Annotated in this window: 25 protein-coding genes; 7 read left to right on the top strand and 18 right to left on the bottom strand. The window is 58.5% G+C overall.

From position 1 onward, the window contains the following. Nucleotides 1-117 precede the first annotated feature (117 nt). Nucleotides 118-852, bottom strand: a complete 735-nt coding sequence (gene trmJ / locus R0140_RS06170) for a tRNA (cytosine(32)/uridine(32)-2'-O)-methyltransferase TrmJ (RefSeq protein ID WP_008803789.1) — start codon at nucleotides 850-852, stop codon at nucleotides 118-120. 120 nt (nucleotides 853-972) lie between these two features. Here trmJ and suhB point away from each other — a divergent pair, with 120 nt between their 5' ends. After that, on the top strand, nucleotides 973-1,776 hold the full coding sequence (gene suhB / locus R0140_RS06165; protein WP_008803788.1) for an inositol-1-monophosphatase: 804 nt from the start codon (nucleotides 973-975) through the stop codon (nucleotides 1,774-1,776). A 46-nt stretch (nucleotides 1,777-1,822) separates the two neighbouring features. Here the strand turns inward: suhB and R0140_RS06160 are convergent, their stop codons facing one another. The 3 genes from R0140_RS06160 to R0140_RS06150 form a co-directional block, all read right to left on the bottom strand. Then, nucleotides 1,823-2,659 (bottom strand): hypothetical protein, encoded by an 837-nt coding sequence (locus tag R0140_RS06160; protein ID WP_016161641.1) that lies wholly within the window; start codon nucleotides 2,657-2,659, stop codon nucleotides 1,823-1,825. Nucleotides 2,660-2,758: 99 nt separating this feature from the next. After that, nucleotides 2,759-3,739, bottom strand: a complete 981-nt coding sequence (locus R0140_RS06155) for a nickel/cobalt transporter (protein WP_012540864.1) — start codon at nucleotides 3,737-3,739, stop codon at nucleotides 2,759-2,761. Continuing rightward, entirely contained in the window at nucleotides 3,730-4,368 is a 639-nt protein-coding gene (locus R0140_RS06150) for a DUF1007 family protein (protein WP_012967437.1), read from the bottom strand. Before R0140_RS06150 ends, R0140_RS06155 begins: the two co-directional genes overlap by 10 nt. Before the next feature lie 124 nt (nucleotides 4,369-4,492). Here R0140_RS06150 and csiE point away from each other — a divergent pair, with 124 nt between their 5' ends. After that, nucleotides 4,493-5,770 carry a stationary phase inducible protein CsiE gene (gene csiE, locus R0140_RS06145; RefSeq protein WP_012540862.1) on the top strand — a complete coding sequence of 426 codons (1,278 nt, stop codon included), beginning with the start codon at nucleotides 4,493-4,495 and terminating at the stop codon, nucleotides 5,768-5,770. On the opposite strand, the gene R0140_RS06140 is transcribed toward csiE, so the two are convergent. Continuing rightward, a complete protein-coding gene (locus tag R0140_RS06140; protein ID WP_317703957.1) occupies nucleotides 5,767-6,903 on the bottom strand; it encodes a 3-phenylpropionate MFS transporter in 1,137 nt (378 codons plus the stop codon). The two genes, csiE and R0140_RS06140, sit on opposite strands and share 4 nt — an antisense overlap. Nucleotides 6,904-7,202: 299 nt before the next feature. Between R0140_RS06140 and R0140_RS06135 the strand changes: the two genes are divergently transcribed. Further along, a complete protein-coding gene (locus tag R0140_RS06135; RefSeq protein ID WP_012540860.1) occupies nucleotides 7,203-7,625 on the top strand; it encodes a DoxX family protein in 423 nt (140 codons plus the stop codon). 55 nt (nucleotides 7,626-7,680) lie between these two features. On the opposite strand, the gene glyA is transcribed toward R0140_RS06135, so the two are convergent. Then, nucleotides 7,681-8,934, bottom strand: coding sequence for a serine hydroxymethyltransferase (gene glyA / locus R0140_RS06130; protein WP_008803781.1), 1,254 nt, complete (start codon nucleotides 8,932-8,934; stop codon nucleotides 7,681-7,683). Between the two features lie 325 nt (nucleotides 8,935-9,259). On the opposite strand from glyA, the gene hmpA reads away from it, so the two are divergent. Continuing rightward, a complete protein-coding gene (hmpA, locus tag R0140_RS06125) occupies nucleotides 9,260-10,450 on the top strand; it encodes an NO-inducible flavohemoprotein (protein WP_042947029.1) in 1,191 nt (396 codons plus the stop codon). A 74-nt stretch (nucleotides 10,451-10,524) separates the two neighbouring features. Here hmpA and glnB read toward each other — a convergent pair whose 3' ends face one another. The 5 genes from glnB to purL all read right to left on the bottom strand — a co-directional run bounded on the left by glnB (nucleotide 10,525) and on the right by purL (nucleotide 18,868). Continuing rightward, on the bottom strand, nucleotides 10,525-10,863 hold the full coding sequence (gene glnB / locus R0140_RS06120; RefSeq protein ID WP_002914032.1) for a nitrogen regulatory protein P-II: 339 nt from the start codon (nucleotides 10,861-10,863) through the stop codon (nucleotides 10,525-10,527). A gap of 65 nt (nucleotides 10,864-10,928) precedes the next feature. Next, entirely contained in the window at nucleotides 10,929-12,266 is a 1,338-nt protein-coding gene (gene glrR, locus R0140_RS06115; protein ID WP_110185209.1) for a two-component system response regulator GlrR, read from the bottom strand. Beyond that, the gene (qseG, locus tag R0140_RS06110) at nucleotides 12,253-12,939 is read right to left on the bottom strand and encodes a two-component system QseEF-associated lipoprotein QseG (protein ID WP_023298077.1); all 687 of its coding nucleotides are present in this window, start codon (nucleotides 12,937-12,939) and stop codon (nucleotides 12,253-12,255) included. Before qseG ends, glrR begins: the two co-directional genes overlap by 14 nt. 29 nt (nucleotides 12,940-12,968) lie before the next feature. Beyond that, entirely contained in the window at nucleotides 12,969-14,390 is a 1,422-nt protein-coding gene (locus R0140_RS06105) for a sensor histidine kinase (RefSeq protein ID WP_022064869.1), read from the bottom strand. A gap of 590 nt (nucleotides 14,391-14,980) precedes the next feature. Continuing rightward, nucleotides 14,981-18,868, bottom strand: coding sequence for a phosphoribosylformylglycinamidine synthase (gene purL / locus R0140_RS06100; RefSeq protein WP_022064868.1), 3,888 nt, complete (start codon nucleotides 18,866-18,868; stop codon nucleotides 14,981-14,983). Nucleotides 18,869-19,043: 175 nt separating this feature from the next. On the opposite strand from purL, the gene mltF reads away from it, so the two are divergent. After that, complete coding sequence (gene mltF / locus R0140_RS06095; RefSeq protein WP_317703956.1) at nucleotides 19,044-20,660, top strand: membrane-bound lytic murein transglycosylase MltF; 1,617 nt, start codon at nucleotides 19,044-19,046, stop codon at nucleotides 20,658-20,660. Here mltF and tadA read toward each other — a convergent pair. Both tadA and yfhb read right to left on the bottom strand, forming a co-directional pair. Next, the gene (gene tadA, locus R0140_RS06090; protein WP_032700879.1) at nucleotides 20,657-21,166 is read right to left on the bottom strand and encodes a tRNA adenosine(34) deaminase TadA; all 510 of its coding nucleotides are present in this window, start codon (nucleotides 21,164-21,166) and stop codon (nucleotides 20,657-20,659) included. The two genes, mltF and tadA, sit on opposite strands and share 4 nt — an antisense overlap. Nucleotides 21,167-21,228: 62 nt before the next feature. Continuing rightward, nucleotides 21,229-21,840, bottom strand: a complete 612-nt coding sequence (yfhb, locus tag R0140_RS06085; protein ID WP_212734955.1) for a phosphatidylglycerophosphatase C — start codon at nucleotides 21,838-21,840, stop codon at nucleotides 21,229-21,231. Nucleotides 21,841-22,076: 236 nt separating this feature from the next. On the opposite strand from yfhb, the gene R0140_RS06080 reads away from it, so the two are divergent. Together R0140_RS06080 and R0140_RS06075 are read left to right on the top strand one after the other, a co-directional pair. Next, nucleotides 22,077-22,925, top strand: coding sequence for a MurR/RpiR family transcriptional regulator (locus R0140_RS06080; protein WP_004144349.1), 849 nt, complete (start codon nucleotides 22,077-22,079; stop codon nucleotides 22,923-22,925). 56 nt (nucleotides 22,926-22,981) lie between these two features. Next, nucleotides 22,982-23,242, top strand: a complete 261-nt coding sequence (locus R0140_RS06075) for a YfhL family 4Fe-4S dicluster ferredoxin (RefSeq protein WP_004144350.1) — start codon at nucleotides 22,982-22,984, stop codon at nucleotides 23,240-23,242. 12 nt (nucleotides 23,243-23,254) lie between these two features. On the opposite strand, the gene acpS is transcribed toward R0140_RS06075, so the two are convergent. The 5 genes from acpS to rnc are packed head-to-tail and all read right to left on the bottom strand — an operon-like array spanning nucleotide 23,255 to nucleotide 26,709. Continuing rightward, the gene (acpS, locus tag R0140_RS06070) at nucleotides 23,255-23,635 is read right to left on the bottom strand and encodes a holo-ACP synthase (RefSeq protein ID WP_008803771.1); all 381 of its coding nucleotides are present in this window, start codon (nucleotides 23,633-23,635) and stop codon (nucleotides 23,255-23,257) included. After that, nucleotides 23,635-24,366 (bottom strand): pyridoxine 5'-phosphate synthase, encoded by a 732-nt coding sequence (gene pdxJ / locus R0140_RS06065; RefSeq protein WP_016161646.1) that lies wholly within the window; start codon nucleotides 24,364-24,366, stop codon nucleotides 23,635-23,637. The genes acpS and pdxJ overlap by 1 nt, the downstream gene beginning before the upstream one ends. 11 nt (nucleotides 24,367-24,377) lie before the next feature. Continuing rightward, nucleotides 24,378-25,115 (bottom strand): DNA repair protein RecO, encoded by a 738-nt coding sequence (gene recO, locus R0140_RS06060; RefSeq protein WP_080923923.1) that lies wholly within the window; start codon nucleotides 25,113-25,115, stop codon nucleotides 24,378-24,380. Between the two features lie 11 nt (nucleotides 25,116-25,126). After that, a complete protein-coding gene (gene era / locus R0140_RS06055; RefSeq protein WP_008803768.1) occupies nucleotides 25,127-26,032 on the bottom strand; it encodes a GTPase Era in 906 nt (301 codons plus the stop codon). Beyond that, complete coding sequence (gene rnc / locus R0140_RS06050; protein ID WP_002914065.1) at nucleotides 26,029-26,709, bottom strand: ribonuclease III; 681 nt, start codon at nucleotides 26,707-26,709, stop codon at nucleotides 26,029-26,031. Before rnc ends, era begins: the two co-directional genes overlap by 4 nt. Between the last annotated feature and the right edge of the window lie 15 nt (nucleotides 26,710-26,724).

The raw sequence follows: 26,724 nt of genomic DNA, 5'->3' as shown, positions 1-26,724 counted from the left end.
CCGTGCCGTTATTAATTTCGAGCCGCTCCCGGGGTCGGCCAAAGGCCTCGCCCGGGCTACAACAGAGATGTAGATTCGTAGGCCGGATAAGCGAAGCGCCATCCGGCGTTAACGCGCTTACTTACCTTTATTCTGCTGCTCAATAGACGCCAGCATGCCGCGCAGAATGTTCAGCTCCTGACTTTCCGGACGCGCGCGGGTGAACAGCCGACGCAGCTTGTTCATCACCTGCCCCGGATGATTCGGGCGGATGAAGCCCGTCGCCAGCAGCGTCTGCTCAAGATGGCCGTAGAAACGCTCCAGATCGTCCACCAGCGGGTACGGCGCCTCTTCATGGTCAACCGCAGGCTGCGCCTGCTCCTGCGTCGCCAGCCAGGCCATCCGCACTTCATAAGCGATAACCTGCACCGCCATCGCCAGGTTCAACGAGCTGTACTCCGGGTTCGCGGCGATCGCCACGTGGTAGTGGCACTTCTGCAGCTCTTCGTTGGTCAGGCCAACGCGTTCGCGGCCAAAGACCAGCGCCACCGGCGCATGCTGCCCCTCGGCGACGCTTTTCAGGCCGCATTCGCGCGGATCGAGCATTGGCCACGGCAGTGTACGGGAGCGCGCGCTGGTACCCACCACCAGGCTGCAGCCCGCCAGGGCTTCATCAAGGGTATCGACGATCTGCGCGTTACCGATCACATCGCTGGCGCCCGCGGCGAGGGCTATCGCCTGTGAGTCGGGTTTGACCAGTGGGTTGACCAGCCACAGGTTAGTTAAGCCCATGGTTTTCATCGCGCGGGCTACAGAGCCCATATTGCCGGTGTGGGAGGTTTCTACCAGTACGATTCGAATATTTTGCAGCATTATGGTTCTTCGGCTAAAGATTATTCGGGCATGCTACCATAAAACGGAGACATAAGCAGATTTCGCTGTTATTATATGCGCCGTTTTTTCCCGTTCTTTAACATCCAGTGAGAGAGACCGATGCATCCGATGCTGAACATCGCCGTGCGCGCCGCGCGCAAGGCGGGTAATTTAATTGCCAAGCACTACGAAACGCCAGACACCGTAGAAACCAGCCAGAAAGGCAGCAATGATTTTGTGACCAACGTCGATAAAGCCGCTGAAGCGATTATTATCGAAACCATTCGCAAATCTTACCCGCAGCACACCATTATCACCGAAGAAAGCGGTGAACACGCTGGTGAAGAGCAGGATGTTCAATGGGTTATCGATCCACTGGATGGCACCACCAACTTCGTTAAACGTCTGCCCCACTTCTCTGTTTCCATCGCCGTACGCATCAAAGGTCGTACTGAAGTCGCGGTGGTTTACGATCCGATGCGTAACGAACTGTTCACCGCGACCCGCGGCCAGGGCGCGCAGCTGAACGGCTACCGTCTGCGCGGCAGCAACGCTCGCGACCTCGACGGCACCATCATCGCGACCGGCTTCCCGTTCAAAGCGAAGCAGCACGCCACCACTTACATGAATATTCTCGGCAACATGTTTACCGAATGTGCCGACTTCCGTCGCACCGGCTCTGCCGCGCTGGATCTGGCCTATGTAGCCGCCGGCCGCGTTGACGGTTACTTTGAGATCGCCCTGAAGCCTTGGGATTTCGCCGCAGGCGAGCTGATCGCCCGTGAAGCTGGCGCGATTGTCTGCGACTTCACCGGTGGCCATAACTACCTGCTGACGGGCAACATCGTTGCCGGTAACCCGCGCGTGGTGAAAGCGATGCTGGCGAATATGCGTGAGCAGCTGAGCGATGCGCTGAAGCGTTAATCTCTTACAGATGTCAAAAAGGAAGCCGCGGCTTCCTTTTTTTATGTCATTTTATCATGTTGAGGATCTGGCGAATCACCGCATTGCCGCCGATGCACAGTACCGTCAGGCCGCTAAACAAGGCCAGCGGCCCGCGCCAGCGCAGGCAGCCCTGCGGTCCCAGCCAGCGCCGGAAACACAACGCTATTCCTACTGTCGCCAGGCGGGCTAACAGCACGCCGACCATCGCCGGAACCAGCAGCAGCCATCCCCACAGCGGCAACTCGAACTGCTGCGCACTGAGTAAAATCCATACCAGCTGAAACGGCAGATAAAAGCTCAGGGCAAAGATCAGCGGAATGCGAATATTGCTTGCCGGTGCGGAAACGCCTTGAAAGTCTCGCCAGCTATCGCGCAGCAGTATCCCAGCCAGCACCAGCGTGGCCAGATAGCAGACGTCGTTAAATATGCCCACGAACTGCATCAGCCGATAGCTGGTCAGCTTCCCCATGAAAGCAAAACGCCAGAAAATGATCACCAGGAAACCGAACTGCAATACCCAGCTGCGCAGGATCCAATCGACCATCTCCCGTAGCGAAGGCTGATTATGCACAGCCCAGGCAACAATGGGCAGTTTACTGTGCCCGGGGTGGCAAAAAGCCATGACGAAACCCGACAGCGTTAAGGTGGCGTAGGCCACCAGCGGGATATCCCCGATACGCGACACCCCGAATCCCATGACATACGACATGGCGTGGTAGACGCGCACCAGATCTGACGGCCACCAGCTGGCCAGCGCCGGAAACCAGTAGACGATCGCCAGGCCCGCCAGCAGCCCGGCGGCACCGGCGCAGCCATAATAAAACCGCCCGCTCGGTGCGGAAGAAACGATATTTGCGGCCATAGCGACTCCTTGTCATCCGCCGAAAAGCGGAAAACTAGAGCATCGCTTCGCCAGCGGCAAGCACAGGCGCCCACTTTCGGATTTGCGCCCGGCGTCTGACTAAAACGGGCGGATCCCACCGCCGGCCGGGACCGCGGTGAACCACATCACTCCTGCCGCCGCCAGCAAAATCACGCCGCCGGCCAGCGCCAGCGTCAGCCAGCCCACCTGACGCCACAGCGGCGGCGCCTGATGCTGACCCAACTTCACCGCCAGCTGGCGAAAACTGTGCACCAGCAGCGCCAGCGCCGTGATGGTCAACGAGGTTCCCGCCGCCATCGCCAGCGCCGCCGCCATTCCCCAACTGAACACCCCGATCACCTTGCTGAACAGCAGCACCATGATCGCTCCCGAGCAGGGGCGCATGCCCATCGACAGGACGATCGCGGCGCGTGCCCGCCAGTCGTCGCCGCTCTGAAGCTGATCCGGCGCCGGGAGATGCTGATGCCCGCAGCCGCAATGCTCGTGATGAACATGATGTGGGGTAAAAGCGGTAAACGTTGGCCGGCTCAGCAGCAGACGCAGCTTTTTTAACGCCCGCCAGCACAGCAGCAAGCCTAATGCGCCCACCAGCAGATAGCTGCCCTTCTCCAGCCAGAAACTGCTGAGATGCAGCTGGCGCGCCGGCAGCTGCAGCAGCGCCAGCACCACGACCACCAGCGCGATGGCCACCAGCCCCTGTAATAAAGAGGCGGCCAGCGTCAGGTTAATGCTTGATTTCAGCTTCGAGGGATGGGTGGCGAGCCAGGTAGTAATGACAATTTTGCCATGGCCGGGCCCTAAGGCATGCACTACACCATAAACGAAACTGAACCCGAGCAGCGACAGGCCCGCCGCTGCCGGGTTCTCCGCCACCGCCTGCAGCAGGCGGCTGAGTTCCAGATTCAACGAGCGCTGCCAGACCGCGCTCTGCATCAGCACCTGCGGCCACGCCCGCCATAGCCAAATGCCGCCGATGATGCTCACAGCCAGCAACAGCGCCAGCGGCCACAGCGCTTTCCAGCGCGAGGATCGCGCGCGGGGGGTGAAAATTACTGACATGTCAGGGTCACCTTCTGGGCAAAATAGCTGCCCAGCGCCATATCCTCCGGCGGCGCATCCGCTTTATCCAGCGACTGAGCGTACGAGAGCATTTTGTCGTTCGGTTTTGGCGTCATCACCGTTGCCTTACAGGCGGCCCGCAGCGCGGCGGGCAGGGAAAAATCGCTATCCTTGTCATAAAACATGTCGACGTAGTAGGTCGGGTCGAAGGTGGAAAAGGTAAACGTCTGCCCGGCAACGGGTTGCGGCGTCGCCAGCGGCAGCGTAAAGGTCAGTACCGCCTGCAGTCCGTCACGCTCGAGGCCATAGCCGTCGGGACGATTTTCAAATTTCACCCGCTGGCCGTTGTGCCACAGCTCGCTGAAATAGTGCTGGCCGAGTACGTTGGCCATCACCTCCGCCGCCAGCTTTTTCCATACTTCGCTGCCCGGTTTGGCGTTACCGGCGTCATAGAGCAGATCCGATGAGGTAATTTCATCCATGGTCCAGCGCATTTTAAACCCGCTCAGCAGACCATCTTTAACCACCGGCTCGCTCTGCAAACTAATGAAGCTATGCGGATGCGCGGCGGCTGAAAATGATAAAACCATGAAAAACGCCGCGCTGGTGCATTGTTTCACTCTGTTCATCTGTTCCTCACGTGAAAAATTCTGTGAACTTCACCAGCAATCCTGAGCTAAAGCGGGCGTTTCGCCCTGCCCCCGCCTCTGCCATTGTCTATTCTTAGCGAAAACCCTAACTGGAACTTACCAGATGATGACCGTCATTGAACCACCATCTGCGCTTTCCAGTCCACAGCGCCGTAGCCAGGTGCTCCTGATGTTTTATCTGCCCGGACAGTCGGTGACGACTGAACGGCTTGGCAGGATCAACCTCGTTGATGAGACCACGGCCCGGCAGGATATTGAGGAGACCGGACGCGAAATTCAGCGTTACCACCGTTTGACCCTCCGGTCAGAGGTGGACGGCAGCTATCGGATTGAAGGCGCCGCGCTCGACCAACGTTTATGTCTGCTGCATGCGCTGCGGCGGGGGCTACGCCTCTGCCCGCAGTTCGTCAATCATCATTTTACCCCTGCCCTGAAAACGCAGCTTAAACAGGAAGGCATTGCCCGTACCTTATACGATGATACCAATCTGCAGGCGCTGGTGAACCGCTGCGCGCGGGCGCTCAATCGCCAGTTTGACTGCCGCGACGTGCAGTTTCTGCGCTTATATCTGCAGTACTGTCTGCTTGAGCATCACCGGGGATACTCTCCGGACTTCAATGATGAACAGCAGCGTTGGGCCCAGACCGCCGCCGAGTTTACCCTGGCGCAGGAGATTGTCCGCCACTGGCAGCGCCGGGTCGGCGCTCCGCCGCATGTTGGAGAGCCCTTCTTCCTCTCGCTACTGTTTATGTTGCTCAAAACCCCCGACCCGGTCCGCGACGGTCACCCGCACGATCGCCGCCTGCGACTGGCTATCTCCGGCCTGATCCATCGCTTCCAGGTCCTCGCCGGCAGGGCTTTCAGTGATGAGCAGGGGCTCAGCGATCAACTCTATATTCATTTATCGCAGGCGTTGATCCGCAGCGTGTTTGCCATCGGCATCGACAGCACGCTCACGGAGGAAGTGAGCCGGCTCTATCCTCGCTTACTGCGTACCACCCAGGCGGCATTGAGCGAATTCGAGGAAGCCTGGCACATCCATTTTAATGAGGAAGAGACCGGCTTAATCGCGGTGATCTTTGGCGCCTGGCTGATGCAGAAAAGCGACCTGCACGAAAAACAGGTGCTGTTGCTAACCGATGACAACCCGGCTATAGAAGAGGCTCTGGAACAGCAGCTGCGCGAACTCACGCTGCTGCCGCTGAATATCAAATACCAGAGCGTAGAGCGCTTTCAGAAGGAAGGTGCGCCCAAAGGGGTGACGCTTATCGTCACCCCTTATGCGACGGCGCTACCGCTGTTTTCGCCGCCGCTGATCCACGCGGAGAACTGCTTCACTGAACGCCAGCAGCAGCATATCTGCGCGATGCTTGAGGACTAGGTCGCCACCGCTTTTGGCCGGATAATCAGCGCCGGGATCGTCAGCAGGGCCATTACCCAGAACACGCCCTGGTGCAGGTGCTGATAGAGGAAACCGGCGAAGACGGTCATGATGGCAATACTCCCGCCCATCGCCACCGCAGAATAGACGGCCTGCAGGCGGATCACTTCGCTGCCCTGACGGGCGGCGATATAGCGCATCGCCGCCAAGTGACACACCGTGAAGGTGCCACAGTGAAGGATCTGCGCAAGGAGGAGTCCCGGCAGCGCCGTGGTCCAGCCCATCAGTCCCCAGCGAATCAGCCCGCAGACGGCGGAGAGCAGCAGCAGGTCGCGTGCGCTGAAGCGGCGGAACACCTTTTTACTCAACGCGAAGATCACCACTTCCGCCACCACGCCTAACGACCACAGATAACCGACCGCCGAGGCAGAATAGCCGGCCTGCTGCCAGTAGATGGCGCTAAAGCCGTAGTAGGCGGCGTGCGCCCCCTGTAGCAAACAGACGCAGGCGAGAAAGCGCCAGCTCTGGCGTACCAGCGTCAGCCAGGCCGTCAGTCCTGCTCCCTGCTGCTGGCGCGACTCCCCGTGGGGCATCACCGACGGCTTAAGCAGCATACCCAGCAGCATCGAGGCGACACCCAGGCTTAACATCAGCAGGATCGCCCGGTAGTCAAACAGACTGACCAGCTTGCCGGTCAGCGCCGAACCGATGACAAAGGCAATGGAGCCCCATAGCCGTACCCGGCCATAGTCCATGGTGATCTGCTTTTGCCAGGTATTGGCCAGGGCATCCGTCAGCGGCACCAGCGGCGAAAAGAACAGGTTGAAGCCGATGATGACCGCCAGCAGCCATGCCAGGTGACTGCCGACCCAGAAGGCCAGCGCGAAAAGTAAGGTTAACAGGGCCAGCACGCGCAACGCGGCAATGAGCCGGGAGGGATCGCTGACCCGCGGGGCAATCAGCAGGCTCCCAAGAAAACGGGCCACCAGGCCGGCGCCAAGCAACAGGCCGATGGTTTCCGGAGTCAGCCCGTTTCCGGCCAGCCAGACGCTCCAGAAGGGCAGAAAAATACCGTAGCTAAAAAAGTAGGTGAAATAACTGAGCGCCAGCCAGCGCGTGGAGTGCAAGACCATGATTTCCTCCCGAATGGTGGCGACAGTCTGGCGACAAACCCCATCTTGAGTAAACCGGTGTCTCACTCTCTATATGGAAGTTGAGTACATTTGTCTTTAAATCGTGACACACATCACAGAGCGAGCACCATCCCATCGCCGGTTGTATTAAATAAAATCCGATAACCGGGCATCAAAGTGCGAGCAACCCGCAGCCAAATCCTGATGAAACGAAGCGCAACATTATTATTTTCTCACCATGGCGGCGGGCAAATTTGTGTATTACGTTTAAATCACACTTCTCTCATAACGAGCTGATTATGAACACACTCCGCTATTTTGATTTTGGCGCTTCCCGCTCCTTGCTGCTGCTCATCGCCCGCATCGCCGTGGTGGTCCTGTTTATCCTTTTTGGTTATCCGAAACTGTTAGGCTTTGGCGGTACGGTGCAGTACATGGCCGCCTCCGGCGCGCCGATGCCGACGCTGGCGGCGATTATCGCTGTGATAATGGAGGTCCCTGCCGCGATCTTAATTGTGTTGGGCTTTTTCACCCGCCCGCTGGCGGTCATCTTTATTTTTTATACGCTGGGTACGGCGGTGATTGGCCATCATTACTGGGATATGACCGGCGATGCGGTATTGCCGAACATGATTAATTTCTGGAAAAACGTCAGCATCGCCGGCGCTTTTCTGCTGCTGGCGATTACCGGCCCCGGAGCGATTTCGCTCGACCGCCGCTAATCGGCAGACACAAAAAAGGCCGCAATCGCGGCCTTTTTTATTGCAACGTTAACGCTTACGCATAAACCGGGAAACGGGCGCAGATATCCAGCACTTTGCCTTTCACACGTTCAATGACCGCTTCGTCATTGATATTGTCCAGCACGTCACACATCCAGCCAGCCAGCTCTTTAACTTCCGCTTCTTTGAAGCCGCGGCGAGTCACAGCCGGAGAACCGATACGGATACCGGAAGTCACGAACGGGCTCTTCGGATCGTTCGGCACGCTGTTTTTGTTCACGGTGATGTTGGCGCGGCCCAGGGCGGCGTCAGCTTCTTTACCGGTCAGGTTTTTATCCACCAGATCCAGCAGGAACAGGTGGTTCTCAGTACCGCCAGAAACCACTTTGTAGCCGCGGTTCAGGAACACTTCCACCATCGCTTTGGCGTTTTTCGCAACCTGCTGCTGGTAAACTTTAAACTCTGGCTCCATCGCTTCTTTCAGCGCCACCGCTTTCGCCGCGATAACGTGCATCAGCGGGCCGCCCTGCGCGCTTGGGAACACGGCAGAGTTCAGTTTTTTGTACAGCTCTTCACTACCGCCTTTCGCCAGGATCAGGCCGCCGCGCGGACCCGCCAGGGTTTTGTGGGTGGTGGTGGTCACAACGTGAGCATGCGGAACCGGGTTCGGATACACACCCGCGGCAATCAGGCCAGCCACGTGCGCCATATCGACGAACAGGTAAGCGCCGATGCTGTCGGCGATTTCACGCATTTTCGCCCAGTCAACGATACCGGAGTAAGCGGAGAAACCACCGATGATCATCTTCGGTTTGTGTTCCTGAGCCTGCTTCGCCATGTCGTCATAGTCAATTTTACCGGACTCATCAATACCGTAAGGGATGATGTTGTACAGTTTGCCGGAGAAGTTAACCGGAGAGCCGTGAGTCAGGTGGCCGCCCTGCGCCAGGTTCATACCGAGCACGGTATCGCCCGGCTGCAGCAGCGCGGTGTAGACCGCAAAGTTAGCCTGAGAGCCGGAGTGCGGCTGGACGTTAGCATAGTCAGCGCCGAACAGTTCTTTCGCGCGGTCGATAGCCAGTTGCTCAACCACGTCGACATATTCACAGCCGCCGTAGTAACGCTTGCCCGGATACCCTTCAGCATATTTGTTGGTCAGCTGAGAGCCCTGCGCCTGCATGACGCGCGGACTGGTGTAGTTTTCGGAGGCGATCAGTTCGATGTGCTCTTCCTGACGTACTTTTTCCTGCTCCATAGCCTGCCACAGTTCGGCATCATAATCGGCAATGTTCATTTCACGCTTTAACATCCGCATCTCCTGACTCAGCTAACAATAAAATTTCGGCCTAAAAAGGCGGTCCGATTGGACAACGGCCCACAGTATAACCTAATCATTCTGTGATAACAGGTCTTGACAAAGGATTTTACGCAAACGATTGGCTCCGCATGACACAAGGCTTTGAGCAATAACGTCTCTCTCATTATCAACGGATTTCTTTTCAGGTTTGTGATGCAAATTCTTCATGTTGTAACGGCATCGGGATTAAGTGTTAAAGAACCATTTACATAGCAGGGTTATTTCTATAAGATGCATTTAAAATGCATCAATAAGATAACACACAAGGAAGCACGCTATGCTCGACGCTCAAACCATCGCCACGGTCAAAGCCACCATCCCCCTGCTGGTAGAGACCGGCCCAAAGCTCACCGCCCATTTCTACGATCGTATGTTCGCGCATAATCCGGAGCTCAAAGAGATTTTCAACATGAGCAACCAGCGCAACGGCGATCAGCGCGAAGCGTTATTCAACGCCATTGCCGCCTACGCCAGCAATATCGATAACCTGCCCGCTCTGCTGCCGGCGGTGGAAAAAATCGCCCAGAAACACACCAGCTTCCAGATCAAACCGGAGCAGTACAACATCGTTGGCAGCCATCTGCTGGCGACCCTCGATGAAATGTTCAGCCCGGGCCAGGAAGTGCTCGATGCCTGGGGTAAAGCCTACGGCGTGCTGGCGAACGTCTTTATCGGCCGTGAAGCCGAGATCTATCAGCAAAACGCCAGTAAAACCGGCGGCTGGGAAGGGACCCGCGCGTTCCGCATCGTGAAGAAAACCCCGCGCAGCCAGCTCATCACCAGCTTTGAGCTCGAACCGGTCGACGGTCAGCCGGTCGCCGATTACCAGCCGGGGCAGTACCTGGCCATCTGGCTGAAACCGGAAGGCTTCGACTATCAGGAAATTCGTCAATACTCTTTAACCCGCAAAGCAGACGGCAAAGGCTACCGCATCGCGGTAAAACGTGAGGACGGCGGTCAGGTTTCCAGCTGGCTGCATAACCATGCCAGCGAAGGCGATGTGGTCTATTTAGCCGCCCCGGCGGGTGACTTCTTCCTTAACGTTGAACCGCAGACGCCGGTCACCCTGCTCTCCGGGGGCGTCGGGCAAACGCCGATGCTGGCGATGCTGGATGCGCTGGCGAAGAGCGGTCATCAGGGTCAGGTGAACTGGTTCCATGCGGCGGAAAATGGCGACGTTCACGCCTTTGCCGATGAAGTGAGTGCGCTTGGCGCGGCGCTGCCGGCGTTTACCTCGCACGTGTGGTATCGCAACCCGAGCGAAGCCGACCGTCAGACTGGACGTTTTGATAGCGAAGGTTTGATGGATTTAGCGGCAGTGGCGGACAATATTCGCGCCCCGCAGATGCAGTTCTATCTCTGCGGCCCGGTAGCGTTTATGCAGTTTGCAGCGAAGCAGCTGGTAGAATTAGGGGTTAATAAAGACAACATTCATTACGAATGTTTCGGCCCGCATAAGGTCCTGTAAGCCCCGACGACGCGGGGATTTGTAGGCCGGGTAAGCGCAGCCTCACCCGGCAATACTGCAGCGAGCGGCGAGGATTAAATCGCCGCGTCGTCTTCTTCACCGGTACGGATACGAATGACCCGCGCGACGTCGAAGACAAAGATCTTGCCGTCGCCAATCTTGCCGGTCTGCGCCGTACGGATGATGGTATCCACACAGGTATCGACGATATCGTCGGTCACCACGATTTCAATTTTTACTTTTGGCAGAAAATCCACCATGTACTCCGCACCGCGGTACAGCTCGGTATGACCTTTCTGGCGGCCAAAGCCCTTCACTTCCGTCACCGTCATCCCGGTGATGCCGACTTCGGCCAGCGCTTCACGCACGTCATCCAGTTTGAAAGGTTTAATAATCGCATCAATCTTTTTCATGGTGTTCCTGTCTTAGTCGCGTAACCGGTTGCTTACCGTATCATAACTTGCGCTATGTTACGGAGCTACTCTTTAAAGTCGTTGGCGTCGAGCTCATGGCGCGACAGCAGTTTATAGAATTCGGTGCGGTTGCGCCCTGCCATCCGCGCGGCGTGGGTGACATTGCCTTTAGTAATTTGCAGCAGCTTGCGCAGGTAGTTCAGCTCAAACTGATTGCGCGCCTCCACGAAGGTCGGCAGCGCGGTATTCTCTCCTTCCAGCGCCTGCTCCACCAGCGCGTCGCCAATCACCGGCGACGAGGTCAGGGCCACACACTGCTCAATCACGTTCACCAGCTGGCGCACGTTACCCGGCCACTTGGCGGCCATCAGCCGCTTCATCGCATCGCTGGAAAACGCCCGGACAAACGGCTTATGGCGATCGGCGGACTGGCGCAGCAAATGATTAGCCAGCAGCGGGATATCCTCAGCCCGTTCGGAAAGCGGTGGGATCTTCAGATTCACCACGTTGAGTCGGTAAAACAGATCTTCGCGGAACTCGCCGCGGGCCATCGCCTTCGGCAGGTCGCGATGGGTGGCGGAGATGATCCGCACGTTGATCTCGATATCGCGGTTGCTGCCCAGCGGACGCACCTTACGCTCCTGCAGGACGCGCAGCAGCTTCACCTGCAGCGCAACCGGCATATCACCGATCTCGTCGAGAAACAGCGTACCGCCCTCAGCGGCCTGGAATAATCCTTCACGGTTACTGACCGCGCCGGTAAAGGCGCCCCGCGCATGGCCAAACAGTTCGGATTCGAGCAGCTGTTCCGGCAGCGCGCCGCAGTTGATCGCCACGAACGGTTTATCATGACGCGGGCTGGCGTTATGGATCGCCTGGGCGACGATCTCCTTCCCGGTCCCACTCTGGCCGTTAATCAGCACGCTGACATCCGATTGCGCCACCATCCCGGTCTGCTCAAGCAGACGCAGCATCAGCGGGCTGCGGGTCACAATCGCCTGGCGCCAGGCTTCGTCGGTGGCCGGCGAGCGCTGCTCCAGCGCCTCATCAATGGCTTTATACAAGGCATCTTTATCGACCGGCTTGGTCAGGAAGCTGAACACCCCCTGCTGGGTCGCGGCCACGGCGTCGGGAATCGAACCATGGGCGGTGAGAATAATCACCGGCATGCCGGGCAGCCCTTTCTGGATCTCGCTGAACAGCTGCAGGCCATCCATTTCATCCATCCGCAGATCGCTAATCACCAGATCCACTTTCTCACGCCCCAGCACGCGCAGCGCTTCCGACCCGCTCTCGGCGGTGACCACGCTGTAGCCTTCGCTGACCAGGCGCATGCCCAGCAGCTTCAGCAGTCCCGGATCGTCATCCACCAGCAGCAAACGCGCCGGTTTACGGATCGTCATGGATCACCTCCGGCACTTTTTCGCTGCCGAAATTGCCGCCCGGCTTGCGGCTGGAGAGCTGACGCTCAATATCCGTCAGGTTCTCCAGCTTGCGGGTGGTCAGCTCCAGCTGTTCGCGCAGCGCCTGCTCCTGCTGTCGCAGCGTCTCCAGTTCGCTATCGCTTGACTGCTGAAGCTTCGCGTAACGGGCACGCTCTTCCACCAGCTGCAGCTGACGGGTCTGGCCGTCGCGCCAGAGCTGATACAGCGGGCGGACCTGAACGGCGATTTGCGGGCTGAAGGTATCGAGACGCGCCACCAGGTCGCGACGCTCGTCGGGAGTAATTTTGGCATCAGCAAGCAGGATGCCGCGACGGAACGCGTCCTGCCAGCTATCGTCGGTATGGCGTTTCGCCTCCGCCCGCGCCTGCGCCGGTGCGAGGCGATCGGCACAGTCAATGCCCCGCAGCCAGTAGAGGGGATTTTTGTCGCTGGCATCGCTGCTGTGCGCCCAGATGTCCGCGCAGTCTACCGCGACAAAATCGGCCACCTGATGCTGCGCCTGCCCGGGGGCGGCGGTACCTTCCGCAGTATGCGGTGAAAAGCCGGCGGAACACCCCGCCAGCGTCAGACAAGCAATGCCTGAAAGCAGCCATCCACGAAGGGAACGGCGCCAGGCCAGGAATTGTGACATAGTTCCCCGATATCGATTCATAAGTTGGATTATTCCGGCGCTGAGGGAAGCGTAATGCGAAAACAGACCTGCCCGGCGGGCGCGTCAACCAAGCTGAGCTCCCCTTGCATCTGCCGGACGCAGTCGCGGGCGATACTCAACCCCAGCCCACTGCCCTTAACGGCCCCTTTACGCTGGTGACTCCCCTGGTAAAAAGGCTCGAAAATCATATTCTTTTCCGCGGCCGGGATCGGTTCGCCGCTGTTGGCGACATCAATACGCACCTGCTCTCCGTGCCGGTAGCTGTGGATACGGATGTTACCGGATTCAGCGCCATAGTGCACCGCATTGGAGTAGAGATTATCCATTACGCTTATCAATAACGCAGGCTCTGCCAGGCAACGCCGCGCCTGCAGCGTCAGTTCAGTATGCATCAGTTTAGCCCGCGCGGGCAGGCTGTGCGCCGCCACGACACTTTCCACCAGGTCCACCAGGTCCACCGCTTCGCGAGCCACCGGGCCGTCGGCCTGTTTTCGGTTGTAGTCCAGCAACTGTTCAATCAGCTTTTGCAGGTTACGACTACTGCTGTCGAGGATCTCGACGATCTCCTGCTGCTCAGGGGTCAGTGGCCCGGCGACCCGGTCGGCCAACAGCTCGGTACCTTCACGCATACTGGCCAGCGGGGTTTTCAGCTCATGCGACAGATGACGAAGAAATTGATGCCGCTGCGACTCCAGCCACGCCAGGCGCTCGCTGAGCCAGATGATGCGCTTGCCCACCGAGCGCAGCTCGCGCGGGCCGGTAAACAATGCGGCGTCGTCCAGCGACTTCCCTGCTCCCAGCTGATTGATCATTCTTTCTATGCCTTTCACCGGACCGATAATCATGCGGGTGAAGAGCAGCACCAGCGCCAGGCTCAGCAGAAACAGCACCAGCGCCTGCCAGCCGAAAAACTGGCCGCGTTCGGCAATCTCCTGCTGCAGCTGCTGGCCGCGGGAATAGACGACTGCCCGGGTCGCCTGCACCATATCGCTGTTATTGCTGGCGAAAACTTCCAGTCTGGCGGCCGCCTGGGCATCGGGGCCGCTATTTTTACATTGCAACTGCGCCAGATCGCTGACGTCCTGACGCAGCGCCTGCCAGAGTTTCTCGTCCGGTAGCACGCCGGCATGGGCATCCAGCATCTGGCTGTAGCGCTGTCGCTGATTCTGATACACCCGCGCCAGCGTCGGATCGTCCAGCACGCAGTACTGGCGATAGCTGCGCTCCATCTCCAGCGCGGCATTGATCATCGCCTCGCTGCGTCGGGCATCGACCAGCGTAGTGCGGTTAATATGCGCCGCCTGGGCGCTAAGGGCATTCAGGCTCTGCCAGGCCTGCCACGCCAGCACCAACAGCGGCAGCAGGATCAGCACAAAGGAGAGCGTCACCAGTTGACGCAGCGAACGGGGAAAAAGAGAGAGTCGCTTCAAGGATGTTGTCTCAATCATTAGCTCTGGTCGATGCTAACTGAGGAGCGCGCCGGAGAAAAGCGCTACCGCTGGTTACTGCGCCGCAGAAACAACAAAGCCAGGCGCAAGGCCTGGCTTTGTTCAGGAATGAGGCGGTGCCTTACTCGACGTTTCGCCCGATGTCTGATAAAGCCAGGCTGTTATCAGGAGTTGGACGGCAGGCACCTGTTTGTGCGTCATTCGAAGTTTATGTAGCGCGTCCCGAAGGGGCTGACATAAGAAGGTGAATGAGCCACTGGTTAATATTATGCATGAACTATGCCACCTTTCAAAACATTTTATTAACACGCTGATATATATGATATTAGCTCACGATCATTGCCATACCGGAACCGTACATTTTTTATTCATATTGTCGCTAATTGACGACACTAAACAGGCGCCGCACCACTGCTCAATAAAATCAATATGTTAAGTGTCTCCTATTGACGACACCATAACATAGGGGTTGTCGGCAATTCCCGACACCCTGGCGTGCCGGCCATCACAGATAAAAAAGCCCCCTGCCTGAGCAGGGGGCTGATACATTCACATGAGGCGCTGCCGGAAGGTTAACCCAGCTGTTTACGCGCGTTACGGAAGATACGCATCCACGGGCTGTCCTCGCCCCAGTTCTCCGGGTGCCAGGAGTTGCTTACGGTGCGGAAGACGCGTTCCGGGTGCGGCATCATGATGGTCGCGCGCCCGCTTTCGCTGGTCACCGCGGTGATACCGTTCGGGGAACCGTTCGGGTTCGCCGGATAGGTTTCGGTCACTTTGCCAAAGTTATCCACGAAGCGCAGCGCCACCAGACCTTTGCTCTCCAGCTGGGCCAGATGCGCGCTGTCGCGCACTTCCACCTGACCTTCGCCGTGGGAGACCGCAATCGGCATCCGTGAGCCAACCATGCCTTCCAGCAGCAGGGATGGGCTTTGCGTCACTTCCACCAGGCTAAAGCGCGCTTCGAAGCGGTCAGACTGGTTACGCACAAAGCGCGGCCACAGGTCGCTGCCCGGGATCAGCTCGCGCAGGTTGGACATCATCTGACAGCCGTTGCACACGCCGAGCGCCAGCGTCTGCGGACGGTGGAAGAACGTCGCGAACTCATCGCGCACGCGCTCGTTGAACAGAATCGACTTCGCCCAGCCTTCACCCGCGCCCAGCACGTCACCATAGGAGAAGCCGCCGCAGGCCACCAGGGCATGGAAATCCCCCAGACCGGTGCGGCCCGCCAGCAGGTCGCTCATATGCACATCGATGGCGTCAAAGCCGGCGCGATGGAAAGCTGCCGCCATTTCAACGTGAGAGTTCACCCCCTGCTCGCGCAGGACGGCCACTTTCGGACGCGCGCCGGTGGCAATGTACGGCGCCGCAATGTCGTCATTAATCTCAAACGAAAGCTTCACATTGAGGCCCGGATCGGCGTCATTGGCTTTCGCCTCGTGCTCCTGATCGGCGCAGGCCGGGTTGTCGCGCAGACGCTGCATCTGCCAGGTGGTTTCCGCCCACCACATGCGCAGCGTAGTGCGGCTCTCGCTAAACACCGTCTGACCGTTGGCGGTCAGCACGAAGCGATCGCCCTCGACCGCTTTACCAAGGTAATGCACGCAGTCTGCCAGGCCGTTAACCGCCAGAATGGCTTCCACCGCCTCACGGTCTGCAGCGCGCACCTGGATCACCGCCCCCAGCTCTTCGTTGAACAGCGCGGCCAGACGATCATCGCCCAGCGCGGCGATATCTGCTTCCAGGCCACAGTGGCCGGTAAAGGCCATTTCCGCCAGAGTCACCAGCAGGCCACCGTCGGAGCGGTCGTGGTAGGCCAGCAGTTTACGCTGCGCCACCAGGGCCTGCATCGCGTCCCAGAAGCCTTTCAGCTGGGCAACATCACGCACGTCAGCCGGCTTGTCGCCGAGCTGGCGATAGACCTGCGCCAGGGCCGTCGCGCCCAGCGCGTTGTGCCCTTTACCGAGGTCGATCAGCAGCAGAGCGTTATCTTCTGTAGAAAGCTGCGGCGTGACGGTATGACGAACATCTTCGACACGGGCGAAAGCGGAGATCACCAGCGACAGCGGGGAGGTCATCTCGCGCTGCTCGCTGCCTTCCTGCCAGCGGGTTTTCATCGACATCGAGTCTTTACCGACCGGAATGGTCAGGCCCAGCGCCGGACACAGCTCTTCGCCTACCGCTTTTACCGCCTCATACAGGCCAGCGTCTTCGCCCGGGTGACCTGCGGCGGCCATCCAGTTAGCCGACAGCTTCACGCGGTTCAGTTCGCCAATCTGCGTGGCGGCGATGTTGGTCAGCGCTTCGCCGACGGCCAGACGGCCAGAGGCCGCGAAGTCCAGCAGGGCAACCGGGGCGCGCTCGCCCATCGCCATCGCTTCGCCGTAGTAGCTGTCGAGGCTGGCGGTGGTCACCGCGCAGTTGGCCACCGGGATCTGCCACGGGCCGACCATCTGGTCGCGGGCGACCATGCCGGTCACGGTGCGGTCGCCGATGGTCACGAGGAAGGTTTTCTCGGCCACCGTCGGCAGGTGCAGAACACGGTTTACCGCATCAGCAAGGGTAATCGGTTGGCGATCCAGCGCGCTGCCCTGGGCTTTCAGGGTCTGCACATCGCGGGTCATTTTCGGCGTTTTGCCGAGCAGAACGTCCAGCGGCAGGTCGATCGGCTGATCGTTAAAGTGGCTGTCGCTCAGGCTCAGGTGCTGCTCCGCGGTAGCTTCGCCGATAACGGCATAAGGCGCGCGTTCGCGGCGACACAGTTCGTCGAACAGCGGCAGGTGCTCCGGGGCGACCGCCAGAACATAACGCTCCTGCGATTCGTTACACCAGATCTCCAGCGGGCTCATCCCTGGCTCATCGCTGAGAATATCGCGCAGCTGGAATTTACCGCCGCGGCCGCCGTCGCTCACCAGCTCCGGCATGGCGTTGGAGAGACCGCCCGCGCCAACGTCGTGGATAAAGAGGATCGGATTGGCGTCGCCCAGCTGCCAGCAGCGGTCGATCACTTCCTGACAGCGGCGTTCCATTTCCGGGTTGTCACGCTGTACGGAGGCGAAATCGAGGTCGGCATCGGACTGGCCGGAGGCCATAGAAGAGGCCGCGCCGCCGCCGAGGCCGATGTTCATCGCCGGGCCGCCCAGCACGATCAGCTTCGCCCCGACGGTAATCTCGCCCTTCTGCACATGCTCGCCGCGGATGTTGCCGATACCGCCGGCCAGCATGATCGGTTTGTGGTAGCCGCGCAGCTCTTCGCCATTGTGGCTGGTGACTCTCTCTTCATAGGTGCGGAAGTAGCCGTTCAGCGCCGGACGACCAAACTCGTTGTTAAACGCCGCGCCGCCCAGCGGGCCTTCGGTCATGATGTCCAGGGCCGTGACAATGCGGTCCGGTTTACCGAAATCTTCTTCCCACGGCTGCTCGAAGCCCGGAATACGCAGGTTGGAAACCGAGAAGCCCACCAGGCCCGCTTTCGGCTTCGCGCCGCGGCCGGTGGCGCCTTCATCACGGATTTCGCCGCCGGAGCCGGTTGCCGCGCCCGGCCATGGAGAGATGGCCGTCGGGTGGTTATGGGTTTCCACTTTCATCAGAATGTGCGCCGGCTCCTGATGGAAGTCGTAGCGCCCGGTCTGGTGGTCGGCAAAATAGCGCCCCACTTCAGACCCTTCCATCACCGCGGCATTGTCTTTATAGGCCGACAGGACGTAGTCCGGCGTTTTTTCGAAGGTGTTTTTGATCATTTTGAACAGCGACTTCGGCTGCTGTTCGCCGTCGATGATCCAGTCGGCGTTGAAAATCTTGTGGCGGCAATGCTCAGAGTTCGCCTGGGCGAACATATACAGCTCAATATCGTTCGGGTTGCGGCCCAGACGGGTAAACGCATCCTGCAGGTAGTCAATTTCGTCATCTGCCAGCGCCAGCCCCAGACGGAGGTTGGCGTCAATCAGCGCCTGACGGCCTTCGCCCAGCAGGTCAACGCTGGTGACCGGCGTCGGCTGATGATGGGCAAACAGCGTCTCGCCCGCTTCCAGGGCGTCGAAGACGCTCTCCATCATGCGGTCGTGCAGTTCCGCCGCCACGGCAGTCCACTGCGCTTCGGTCAGGGTTGAGGCTTCAACGTAATACGCCACGCCGCGCTCCAGGCGCACGACCTGAGTCAGACCGCAGTTGTGAGCGATATCGGTAGCTTTAGAAGACCAGGGAGAGATGGTGCCAGGGCGAGGGGTCACGAGCAGTAATTTACCGGTCGGGGTATGGCTGCTTAAGCTCGGGCCATACTGAAGCAGTCGCGCCAGGCGCTCGCGATCGTCAGCGCTCAGCGGGGCGTTCAGATCGGCAAAATGAATATACTCGGCATATATGGCGCTTACCGGAAGGTTGGCCGCCTGAAATCGTGCCAGCAGTTTATTGATACGGAATGCCGACAGTGCAGGTGAACCACGCAAAATTTCCATCATAAGTCTCTCGTCTTCGAAGCTTTCAGGGTGAGCCAGGGGGGGAAACGGGCGTCATTATAGTGAATCCTGCGCCCCGACGAAACCGTTTGCGTAGAAATAAAATCATTGATGCTGTTTATCAATAAATGTGACGACCATCGCGAATAAGTTGCCAACTGGCGCATTCTTAAGCAGAATGCCGCACATTCGACGACAACCTTGCGTTTTTTCCGGACATCGCCTGCTGAGGAACCTGAAGCTGCAGAAGATTAACGCTCTGAAAAAATTAAAGATTAATTATCTGCTGATCGGCATTGTCACCCTTTTGCTGGCGGCGGCCCTGTGGCCGTCAATCCCCTGGTCCAGTAAACCCGAGAACCGGGTGGCGGGTATTATCGCTCGCGGCGAGCTGCGCATCAGCACCATCAACTCGCCGATGACCTTCGCCACCATGAACGATAAAACGTTCGGTCTGGATTACGAACTGGCGAAGCAGTTTGCTGACTATCTGGGCGTGACGCTTAAGATAACCGTCCGGCAGAATATCAGCCAGCTGTTTGACGACCTCGACGACGGTCAGGCCGATATGCTGGCTGCCGGTCTGGTTTATAACCAGGAGCGGGTGAAAAACTACCAGGCTGGCCCCACCTACTATTCTGTTTCCCAACAGCTGGTCTATCGTGTCGGTAATATCCGGCCGCGCACTCTCGCGTCGCTAACCGCCGAGCAACTCACTATCGCTCCGGGCCACGTGGCGATCAACGACCTGCAGGCCTTAAAAGCGGAGAAATATTCGGATCTTACCTGGCGCGTGGACGAGAAGCGCGGTACCACGGCGCTGATGCAGGCGGTGATTGACGGCAAACTCGATTACACCGTCGCCGATTCGGTGGCCGTCAGCCTGTTTCAGCGCGTCCATCCGGAGCTGGCGGTGGCCCTGGATATCACCGACGAACAGCCGGTCACCTGGTTTAGCGCCCGGGGCGAAGATAATTCGCTGTCGGCCGCAATGCTTGATTTCTTCAATAACATTAATGAAGACGGGACGCTGGCGCGCCTGGAGGAGAAATACCTCGGCCACGGCAACGACTTCGATTATGTCGACACCCGCACCTTCCTCCGTGCAGTGGAAAATATTCTCCCGGACGTGCAGCCACTATTTGAAAAGTACGCCCGCGAGATTGACTGGCGCCTGCTGGCCGCGATCGCCTGGCAGGAATCCCACTGGGATCCGCAGGCCACTTCCCCCACCGGCGTGCGCGGCATGATGATGCTGACGCGCAACACCGCGCAAAGTCTGGGACTGACTGACCGGACCGATGCGGCGCAGAGTATCGACGGCGGCATGCGCTATCTGCAGGATATGATGGATAAAGTGCCGGATTCGATTCCGAAAGACGAACGCATCTGGTTTGCGCTGGCTGCTTACAATATGGGCTATGCCCATATGCTGGACGCCATGGCGCTCACCCGCAAACAAAAAGGCAATCCCAACAGCTGGGCAGACGTTAAGCTGCGTTTACCCCTGTTGAGCCAGAAGCCCTATTACAGCAAACTTAAATACGGCTACGCGCGCGGCCATGAGGCCTACGCCTATGTGGAAAACATCCGCAAATATCAGATAAGCCTTGTCGGCTATTTGTCAGAGAAGGAGCGCCAGCAACAGCAAACGCTGGCCCTGGCGGAGGATTACCCGGCCGTGCTCCCGAATGAACTCGAACAGCCGCAGGAGACCACCCTGCCCTTTTTCAAGTTTCGCGCCGATAAGCAGATGGATAATGCCCGGTTAAAACTCCCCGGCCACCTGTATTAACCTTCTCCGGTCTGCTCCCGGGCTTTCTTCAGCGCTTTTTTCTCTTCCCGCCGCCAGCGAAAGAAGTCGCTCAGCATGGTAGAGCAGGACTCCGCCAGCACGCCTTCGCTTATTTCAACCCGATGATTCATTCCCGGATGGTGCAGGACATCTATTAGCGAGCCAGCGGCGCCGGTCTTGGCATCCCTGGCGCCAAAGACCAGGCGGGCGATACGGCTGTGCACCATGGCGCCAGCACACATGACGCAAGGCTCCAGGGTCACGTACAGCGTGGCGTCGATCAGGCGATAGTTTTGCAGCACCAGTCCGCCCTGGCGTAAAGCCATAATTTCCGCGTGAGCGGTGGGGTCGTGACGGCCGATCGGCCGGTTCCAGCCCTCGCCGATGACCTGGTTGTTATACACCAGCACCGCGCCCACCGGCACCTCGCCCTCTTCCCAGGCGCGCTTTGCCAGCGTCAGGGCATGACGCATCCAGTATTCATCATTGAGTTCGAGGTCAGACACAGCGGCCACTCCAGCAGAAAAAGCGGGGCGCATTATACATGGGCGCTATCAATTACACACTATTACTCCAGCTGCTGGAGCTCTCCCTGAGGCGTTACCCGCCAGCGATGCTGGCAAAAGCCGAGCAACGGGTTGTCCTGCTCGCTGTCGCTATAGCCGCTGTACAGCCGCAGCGGCGCGCCGATCTTTTTCTCCAGCTGCACCACTTTTTCATGCCCCAGGCAGCGCAGGGTCAATACCCAGCCGCCCCAGCGGCGCGCGGTGCGGCTGGCTATCAGATTCACCCGCGGCAGCCAGAGAGTATCGCGATAGACCTGCTCCACCAGCGACTGCGGCGAGCCGGTGATCAACCAGACGTCGGCATCGGTACTGGTCAGGTAGGCCGTGAGCCGCGCATGAACCACCGGAAACGCCGTCACATGATGGCGAAACCAGCCGACAAACTCCGCTTCCAGCCGCTTCAGTACCGCCTCGCGACGGCCAAAGGTTGACGCCCACAGCAGGAGGCTCATTGGCCAGCGCGCCGCCCGCCCACACACCGCCAGCCCGGCAAGGATCGCCGGCCCCATCGCCACCACCAGCAGCAGGTTTAGCGGCAGATTACGCAGCAGGTAGCGCAGGAAACTGCCGAACATATCCTGCTGATGCAAGGTTCCGTCCAGATCGAAAAACACCACTTTCCGTTCATTGTGCTGCAAACTGCCTCCTTATGTCAGGACTCGCTTCTCGTTAGGTTAAGCTTAACAGCCTTACGCCGCGAAGAGGGAAAACATCCCCTGCCGTTAAGGAACAATTAAATTAGCAGGCGAAGGAAAAATTGTGGCTCAAGAATTTTTAATTCGTGGTATACCCCTTATAATAGAATAAAAATTCTGTCAGTCACGAGCCGGACGGCTCCAGCGGAGCTCCAATGAACTGTTTAACGCGTATTCGTCAGCGCTATCCCACCCTGGCGGCGAGCGACAAAAAGTTGGCCGATTATATTCTGAGCCAGCCCGATGAGACCCGGCACCTCAGCTCGCAGCAGCTGGCGGCGGAAGCCGGTGTGAGTCAGTCCAGCGTGGTTAAATTTGCCCAGAAACTGGGGTTCAAAGGCTTTCCGGCGCTGAAGCTGGCGCTGAGTGAAGCGCTGGCCAGCAGCCCGGATCCGCACTCGGTTCCGGTACATAACCACATTCGCGGTGACGACCCGCTGCGTCTGGTCGGCGAGAAACTCATTAAAGACAATGTCGCCGCCATGCATGCCTCGCTGGACGTCAATACTGAAGAGACGCTGCGGGAAGCCGTCACGCTGCTGCGCAACGCCCGGCGGGTGATCGTCACCGGCATCGGCGCGTCCGGTCTGGTGGCGCGTAACTTTAGCTGGAAGCTGATGAAGATCGGCATCAACGCGGTTTCTGAGCAGGATATGCACGCCCTGCTGGCGACAGTGCAGGCCATGTCCAGCGACGATCTGCTGCTGGCGATCTCTTACTCCGGTGAGCGCCGGGAGATCAATATGGCGGCAGGTGAAGCGCTGCGCGTGGGCTGCAAGATCCTGGCGATCACCGGCTTTAGCCCTAACGCCCTGCAGCAGCAGGCAACCCACTGCCTGTATACCATTGCCGAAGAGCAGGCGACGCGCAGCGCGGCCATCTCCTCCACCAGCGCGCAAATGATGCTCACCGACCTGCTGTTTATGGGGCTGGTGCAGCAGGATCTGGAGCGGGCGCCGGAGCGCATTCGCCATAGCGAAGCGCTGGTGAAAAAGCTGGTCTGAGCAGAAAATGGGCGTATAATGCCCGCCCTGTTTGTGTTGTTTCTGAGACTTTCCTGATGGCGCTGTTAATTACCAAAAAATGCATCAACTGCGATATGTGCGAACCGGAGTGCCCGAATGAGGCCATTTCGATGGGTGATAGCATTTATGAAATTAACAGCGACCGCTGCACCGAGTGCGTGGGTCATTACGACACGCCAACCTGCCAGAAAGTGTGCCCGATCCCGAATACGATCCTGAAAGATCCGGCACACGTCGAGAGTGAAGAACAGCTGTGGGATAAATTCGTGCTAATGCACCACGCGGATAAAATTTAACCGCCATCCTGGCTAGCTTTCGACAATCACCGTGGCGCAGGCGTAGTGGCGTTCATCGGCGAGGGTGACATGAATAGCCCTTACCCCCATTCGTTCCGCCAAAAGCTTTGCTTCGCCCCATAGTCGCAGCTTCGGCTTGCCCAGCTCGTCGTTGTATACCTCGAACTGATTAAACGCTAGTCCGTTACGGATCCCGGTTCCCAGCGCTTTCGCCGCCGCTTCCTTGACCGCAAAGCGTTTCGCCAGGAAACGCACCGGCTGCTGATGCTGCTCCCAGATGCTCCATTCATGGTCGCTCAGCACCCGGCGGGCAAGGCGATCGCCGCTGCGGGCGATCACCGCTTCGATGCGGGCGATCTCGACGATGTCGGTACCCAGCCCGAGAATGGCCATTAGCCGCGCGCTTCCAGCATCAGACGCTTCATTTCCGCGACCGCCTCTTTCAGGCCACTCATCACTGCGCGACCGATAATCGCATGGCCGATATTCAGCTCATGCATTTCCGGCAGCGCAGCAATCGCTTTCACGTTGTGATAGGTCAGACCGTGGCCGGCATTCACCTTCAGGCCAAGGCTGGCGGCATAGGTGGCCGCTTTGGCAATACGTTCCAGCTCCTTCGCCTGCTCAGCATCGGTTTTGGCATCAGCATAGCAGCCGGTGTGAATTTCGATATAGGGCGCGCCAACGTCTGCCGCCGCTTTGATCTGCTCGTTATCCGCATCGATAAACAGAGAGACCAGGATACCGGCATCCGCCAGACGTTGGCAGGCATCGCGCATCTTGTCGCGCTGCCCGGCCACGTCCAGTCCGCCTTCGGTGGTGACTTCCTGACGTTTCTCCGGCACCAGGCAGCAGAAGTGCGGTTTGGTTTCGCAGGCGATCGTCAGCATCTCTTCGGTGACCGCCATTTCAAGATTCATCCGGGTGTGCAGCGTCTCGCGCAGGATACGCACATCGCGATCGGTAATATGGCGGCGGTCTTCACGCAGATGTACGGTGATGCCGTCGGCGCCGGCCTGCTCGGCAATGAAAGCTGCCTGAACCGGATCCGGATAGGCAGTGCCGCGCGCGTTACGCAAGGTCGCGATATGGTCAATATTGACCCCTAACAGTAATTCAGCCATGACAATCCTCGTTAATCATTATTCGTATTATCCGCCCGCGGCTTCCGCGAGGGCATAAACTGGCGAAACAATTCCCGACTCTTAAGCGGTTTGCCGCCAAGATAGGGCTTCAGGGCGATACGGGTAAAGCGCTTCGCGGCGCGCAGCGTATCAACATCTGGAAATTCGCGACTCGCCAACGCTTTCAAATGGTGCCCGGTAAACGTGTTGTTATCAATCACCAGGCTGGCAATAAAGCCCTTTTCTTCGCGATAGCGATAGGTCATGGTGTCATCCACCGGCTCACCGCTGCCCGCGCAGTGAAGAAAATCCACGCCATAGCCCAGGTGCCCGAGCAGCGCCAGCTCAAAACGCCGCAACGCGGGCTCCGGCGAGCCGCTGGTTCCGGCAAGCGCCTGAATGCAGTGCAGATAGTCAAAAAAGAGTTCGGAGAAGCGTGTTTCGTGCTCCAGCACGCGGGAGATAAGCTCGTTCACATAGAGACCGCTGTAGAGCGTGATACCACTGAGCGGCAGCGCCAGCGAGACGGCTTCCGCGCTGCGCAGGGTTTTGACTTCGCCGCGGCCGCCGAAGCGAACCAGTAATGGGGTAAAGGGCTGTAAAGCGCCTTTGAGATTAGAGCGTTTGGAGCGTGCGCCTTTGGCCACCAGGCGCACACGACCCGATTCTTCCGTGAAGACGTCCAGCATCAGGCTGGTTTCGCTCCACGGTCGGCTATGCAGGACAAAGGCGCGCTGCCATCCATCCACGTTGCGTTAACTCAGAGGTCGTCAACGTAACCGAGACTGCGCAGGGCGCGCTCGTCATCGGCCCAGCCGGATTTCACTTTGACCCACAGCTCGAGGTGTACCGGCGCTTCAAACATGTCCTGCATGTCCTTACGCGCTTCGATACCGATGGTTTTAATTTTGGCGCCTTTATTGCCAATCACCATCTTCTTCTGCCCTTCGCGCTCGACGAGGATCAGGCCGTTGATATCGTAGCCGCCGCGCTCATTGGTTACGAAACGTTCGATTTCCACAGTGACGGAGTACGGCAGCTCAGCACCGAGAAAACGCATCAGTTTTTCACGGATGATCTCGGAGGCCATAAAGCGCTGGGAACGATCGGTAATATAATCTTCCGGGAAGTGATGGATCGCTTCCGGCAGATGCTTACGCACGATCGCCGCGATAGTATCGACGTTGGTGCCGGTTTCCGCAGAGATCGGCACAATGTCGAGGAAGTTCATCTGGCTGGCGAGGAACTGCAGGTGCGGCAATAGCTCCGCTTTGTCCTGCACGTTATCCACCTTATTGACCGCGAGGATCACTGGCGCTTTCGCGTCACGCAGCTTGTTGAGCACCATCTCGTCGTCTTGCGTCCAGCGAGTGCCTTCCACCACGAAAATGACCAGTTCAACATCGCCAATTGAGCTGCTGGCCGCTTTGTTCATTAAGCGGTTAATAGCACGCTTCTCTTCCATATGCAGGCCCGGGGTATCGACGTAAATCGCCTGATACGGCCCTTCGGTATGGATACCGACGATGCGGTGACGCGTCGTTTGCGCTTTTCGGGAAGTGATCGAAATCTTCTGCCCAAGCAGCTTATTCAACAGCGTGGATTTGCCAACGTTTGGACGACCAACGATGGCGACAAATCCGCAATAACTTTTTTCTTCGCTCATTCCAGCTCCAGTTTTTTCAGCGCCTGTTCGGCGGCAGCCTGCTCCGCCTTGCGACGGCTGGAACCTGTGCCAACCACCGGTTCACTCAGGCCACTGACCTGGCAGTGGATAGTAAATTCCTGATCGTGCGCTTCGCCACGTACCTGGACCACCAGGTAGGACGGCAGCGGCAGATGACGTCCCTGCAGATACTCCTGCAGACGCGTCTTCGGATCCTTTTGCTTATCGCCCGGACTGATTTCGTCCAGACGGGTCTGGTACCAGGAGAGGATTAAGCGTTCAACGTTCTGAATATCGCTGTCGAGGAAAACCCCGCCAATTAACGCTTCAACGGTGTCCGCGAGAATGGATTCGCGACGGAAACCGCCGCTTTTCAGTTCGCCCGGCCCGAGGCGCAGACACTCACCCAGTTCAAACTCGCGAGCGATCTCCGCCAGCGTGTTGCCACGCACCAGCGTCGCGCGCATGCGGCTCATATCGCCTTCGTCTACGCGAGGAAAACGATGATAGAGCGCATTCGCGATCACAAAACTTAAAATGGAGTCACCTAAAAACTCCAGGCGCTCATTATGTTTGCTGCTGGCACTGCGGTGAGTTAATGCCTGTTGCAACAGCTCCTGATGATGAAAAGTGTAGCCCAGCTTTCGTTGAAGCCGATTAATTACGATGGGGTTCATGCGTTACCAATAAAT

Source organism: Klebsiella sp. w6 (genome assembly GCF_033100215.1).
GTDB classification, from domain to species: Bacteria; Pseudomonadota; Gammaproteobacteria; order Enterobacterales; family Enterobacteriaceae; genus Klebsiella; species Klebsiella variicola.
This window is presented reverse-complemented; position numbering and strand designations above follow the sequence as displayed.

Bases quoted from the DNA above. Each gene is read 5' to 3' on its own strand.
- R0140_RS06075 (WP_004144350.1), top strand. From the start codon at position 22,982: ATGGCGCTGTTAATTACCAAAAAATGCATCAACTGCGATATGTGCGAA.
- mltF (WP_317703956.1), top strand. From the start codon at position 19,044: ATGCCGCACATTCGACGACAACCTTGCGTTTTTTCCGGACATCGCCTG.
- R0140_RS06140 (WP_317703957.1), bottom strand. From the start codon at position 6,903: ATGGTCTTGCACTCCACGCGCTGGCTGGCGCTCAGTTATTTCACCTAC.
- era (WP_008803768.1), bottom strand. From the start codon at position 26,032: ATGAGCGAAGAAAAAAGTTATTGCGGATTTGTCGCCATCGTTGGTCGT.
- trmJ (WP_008803789.1), bottom strand. From the start codon at position 852: ATGCTGCAAAATATTCGAATCGTACTGGTAGAAACCTCCCACACCGGC.
- acpS (WP_008803771.1), bottom strand. From the start codon at position 23,635: ATGGCCATTCTCGGGCTGGGTACCGACATCGTCGAGATCGCCCGCATC.
- glnB (WP_002914032.1), bottom strand. From the start codon at position 10,863: ATGAAAAAGATTGATGCGATTATTAAACCTTTCAAACTGGATGACGTG.
- csiE (WP_012540862.1), top strand. From the start codon at position 4,493: ATGATGACCGTCATTGAACCACCATCTGCGCTTTCCAGTCCACAGCGC.
- R0140_RS06160 (WP_016161641.1), bottom strand. From the start codon at position 2,659: ATGGCCGCAAATATCGTTTCTTCCGCACCGAGCGGGCGGTTTTATTAT.
- pdxJ (WP_016161646.1), bottom strand. From the start codon at position 24,366: ATGGCTGAATTACTGTTAGGGGTCAATATTGACCATATCGCGACCTTG.
- glyA (WP_008803781.1), bottom strand. From the start codon at position 8,934: ATGTTAAAGCGTGAAATGAACATTGCCGATTATGATGCCGAACTGTGG.
- R0140_RS06155 (WP_012540864.1), bottom strand. From the start codon at position 3,739: ATGTCAGTAATTTTCACCCCCCGCGCGCGATCCTCGCGCTGGAAAGCG.
- hmpA (WP_042947029.1), top strand. From the start codon at position 9,260: ATGCTCGACGCTCAAACCATCGCCACGGTCAAAGCCACCATCCCCCTG.
- rnc (WP_002914065.1), bottom strand. From the start codon at position 26,709: ATGAACCCCATCGTAATTAATCGGCTTCAACGAAAGCTGGGCTACACT.
- glrR (WP_110185209.1), bottom strand. From the start codon at position 12,266: ATGACGATCCGTAAACCGGCGCGTTTGCTGCTGGTGGATGACGATCCG.
- purL (WP_022064868.1), bottom strand. From the start codon at position 18,868: ATGATGGAAATTTTGCGTGGTTCACCTGCACTGTCGGCATTCCGTATC.
- suhB (WP_008803788.1), top strand. From the start codon at position 973: ATGCATCCGATGCTGAACATCGCCGTGCGCGCCGCGCGCAAGGCGGGT.
- R0140_RS06080 (WP_004144349.1), top strand. From the start codon at position 22,077: ATGAACTGTTTAACGCGTATTCGTCAGCGCTATCCCACCCTGGCGGCG.
- R0140_RS06150 (WP_012967437.1), bottom strand. From the start codon at position 4,368: ATGAACAGAGTGAAACAATGCACCAGCGCGGCGTTTTTCATGGTTTTA.
- R0140_RS06135 (WP_012540860.1), top strand. From the start codon at position 7,203: ATGAACACACTCCGCTATTTTGATTTTGGCGCTTCCCGCTCCTTGCTG.
- qseG (WP_023298077.1), bottom strand. From the start codon at position 12,939: ATGTCACAATTCCTGGCCTGGCGCCGTTCCCTTCGTGGATGGCTGCTT.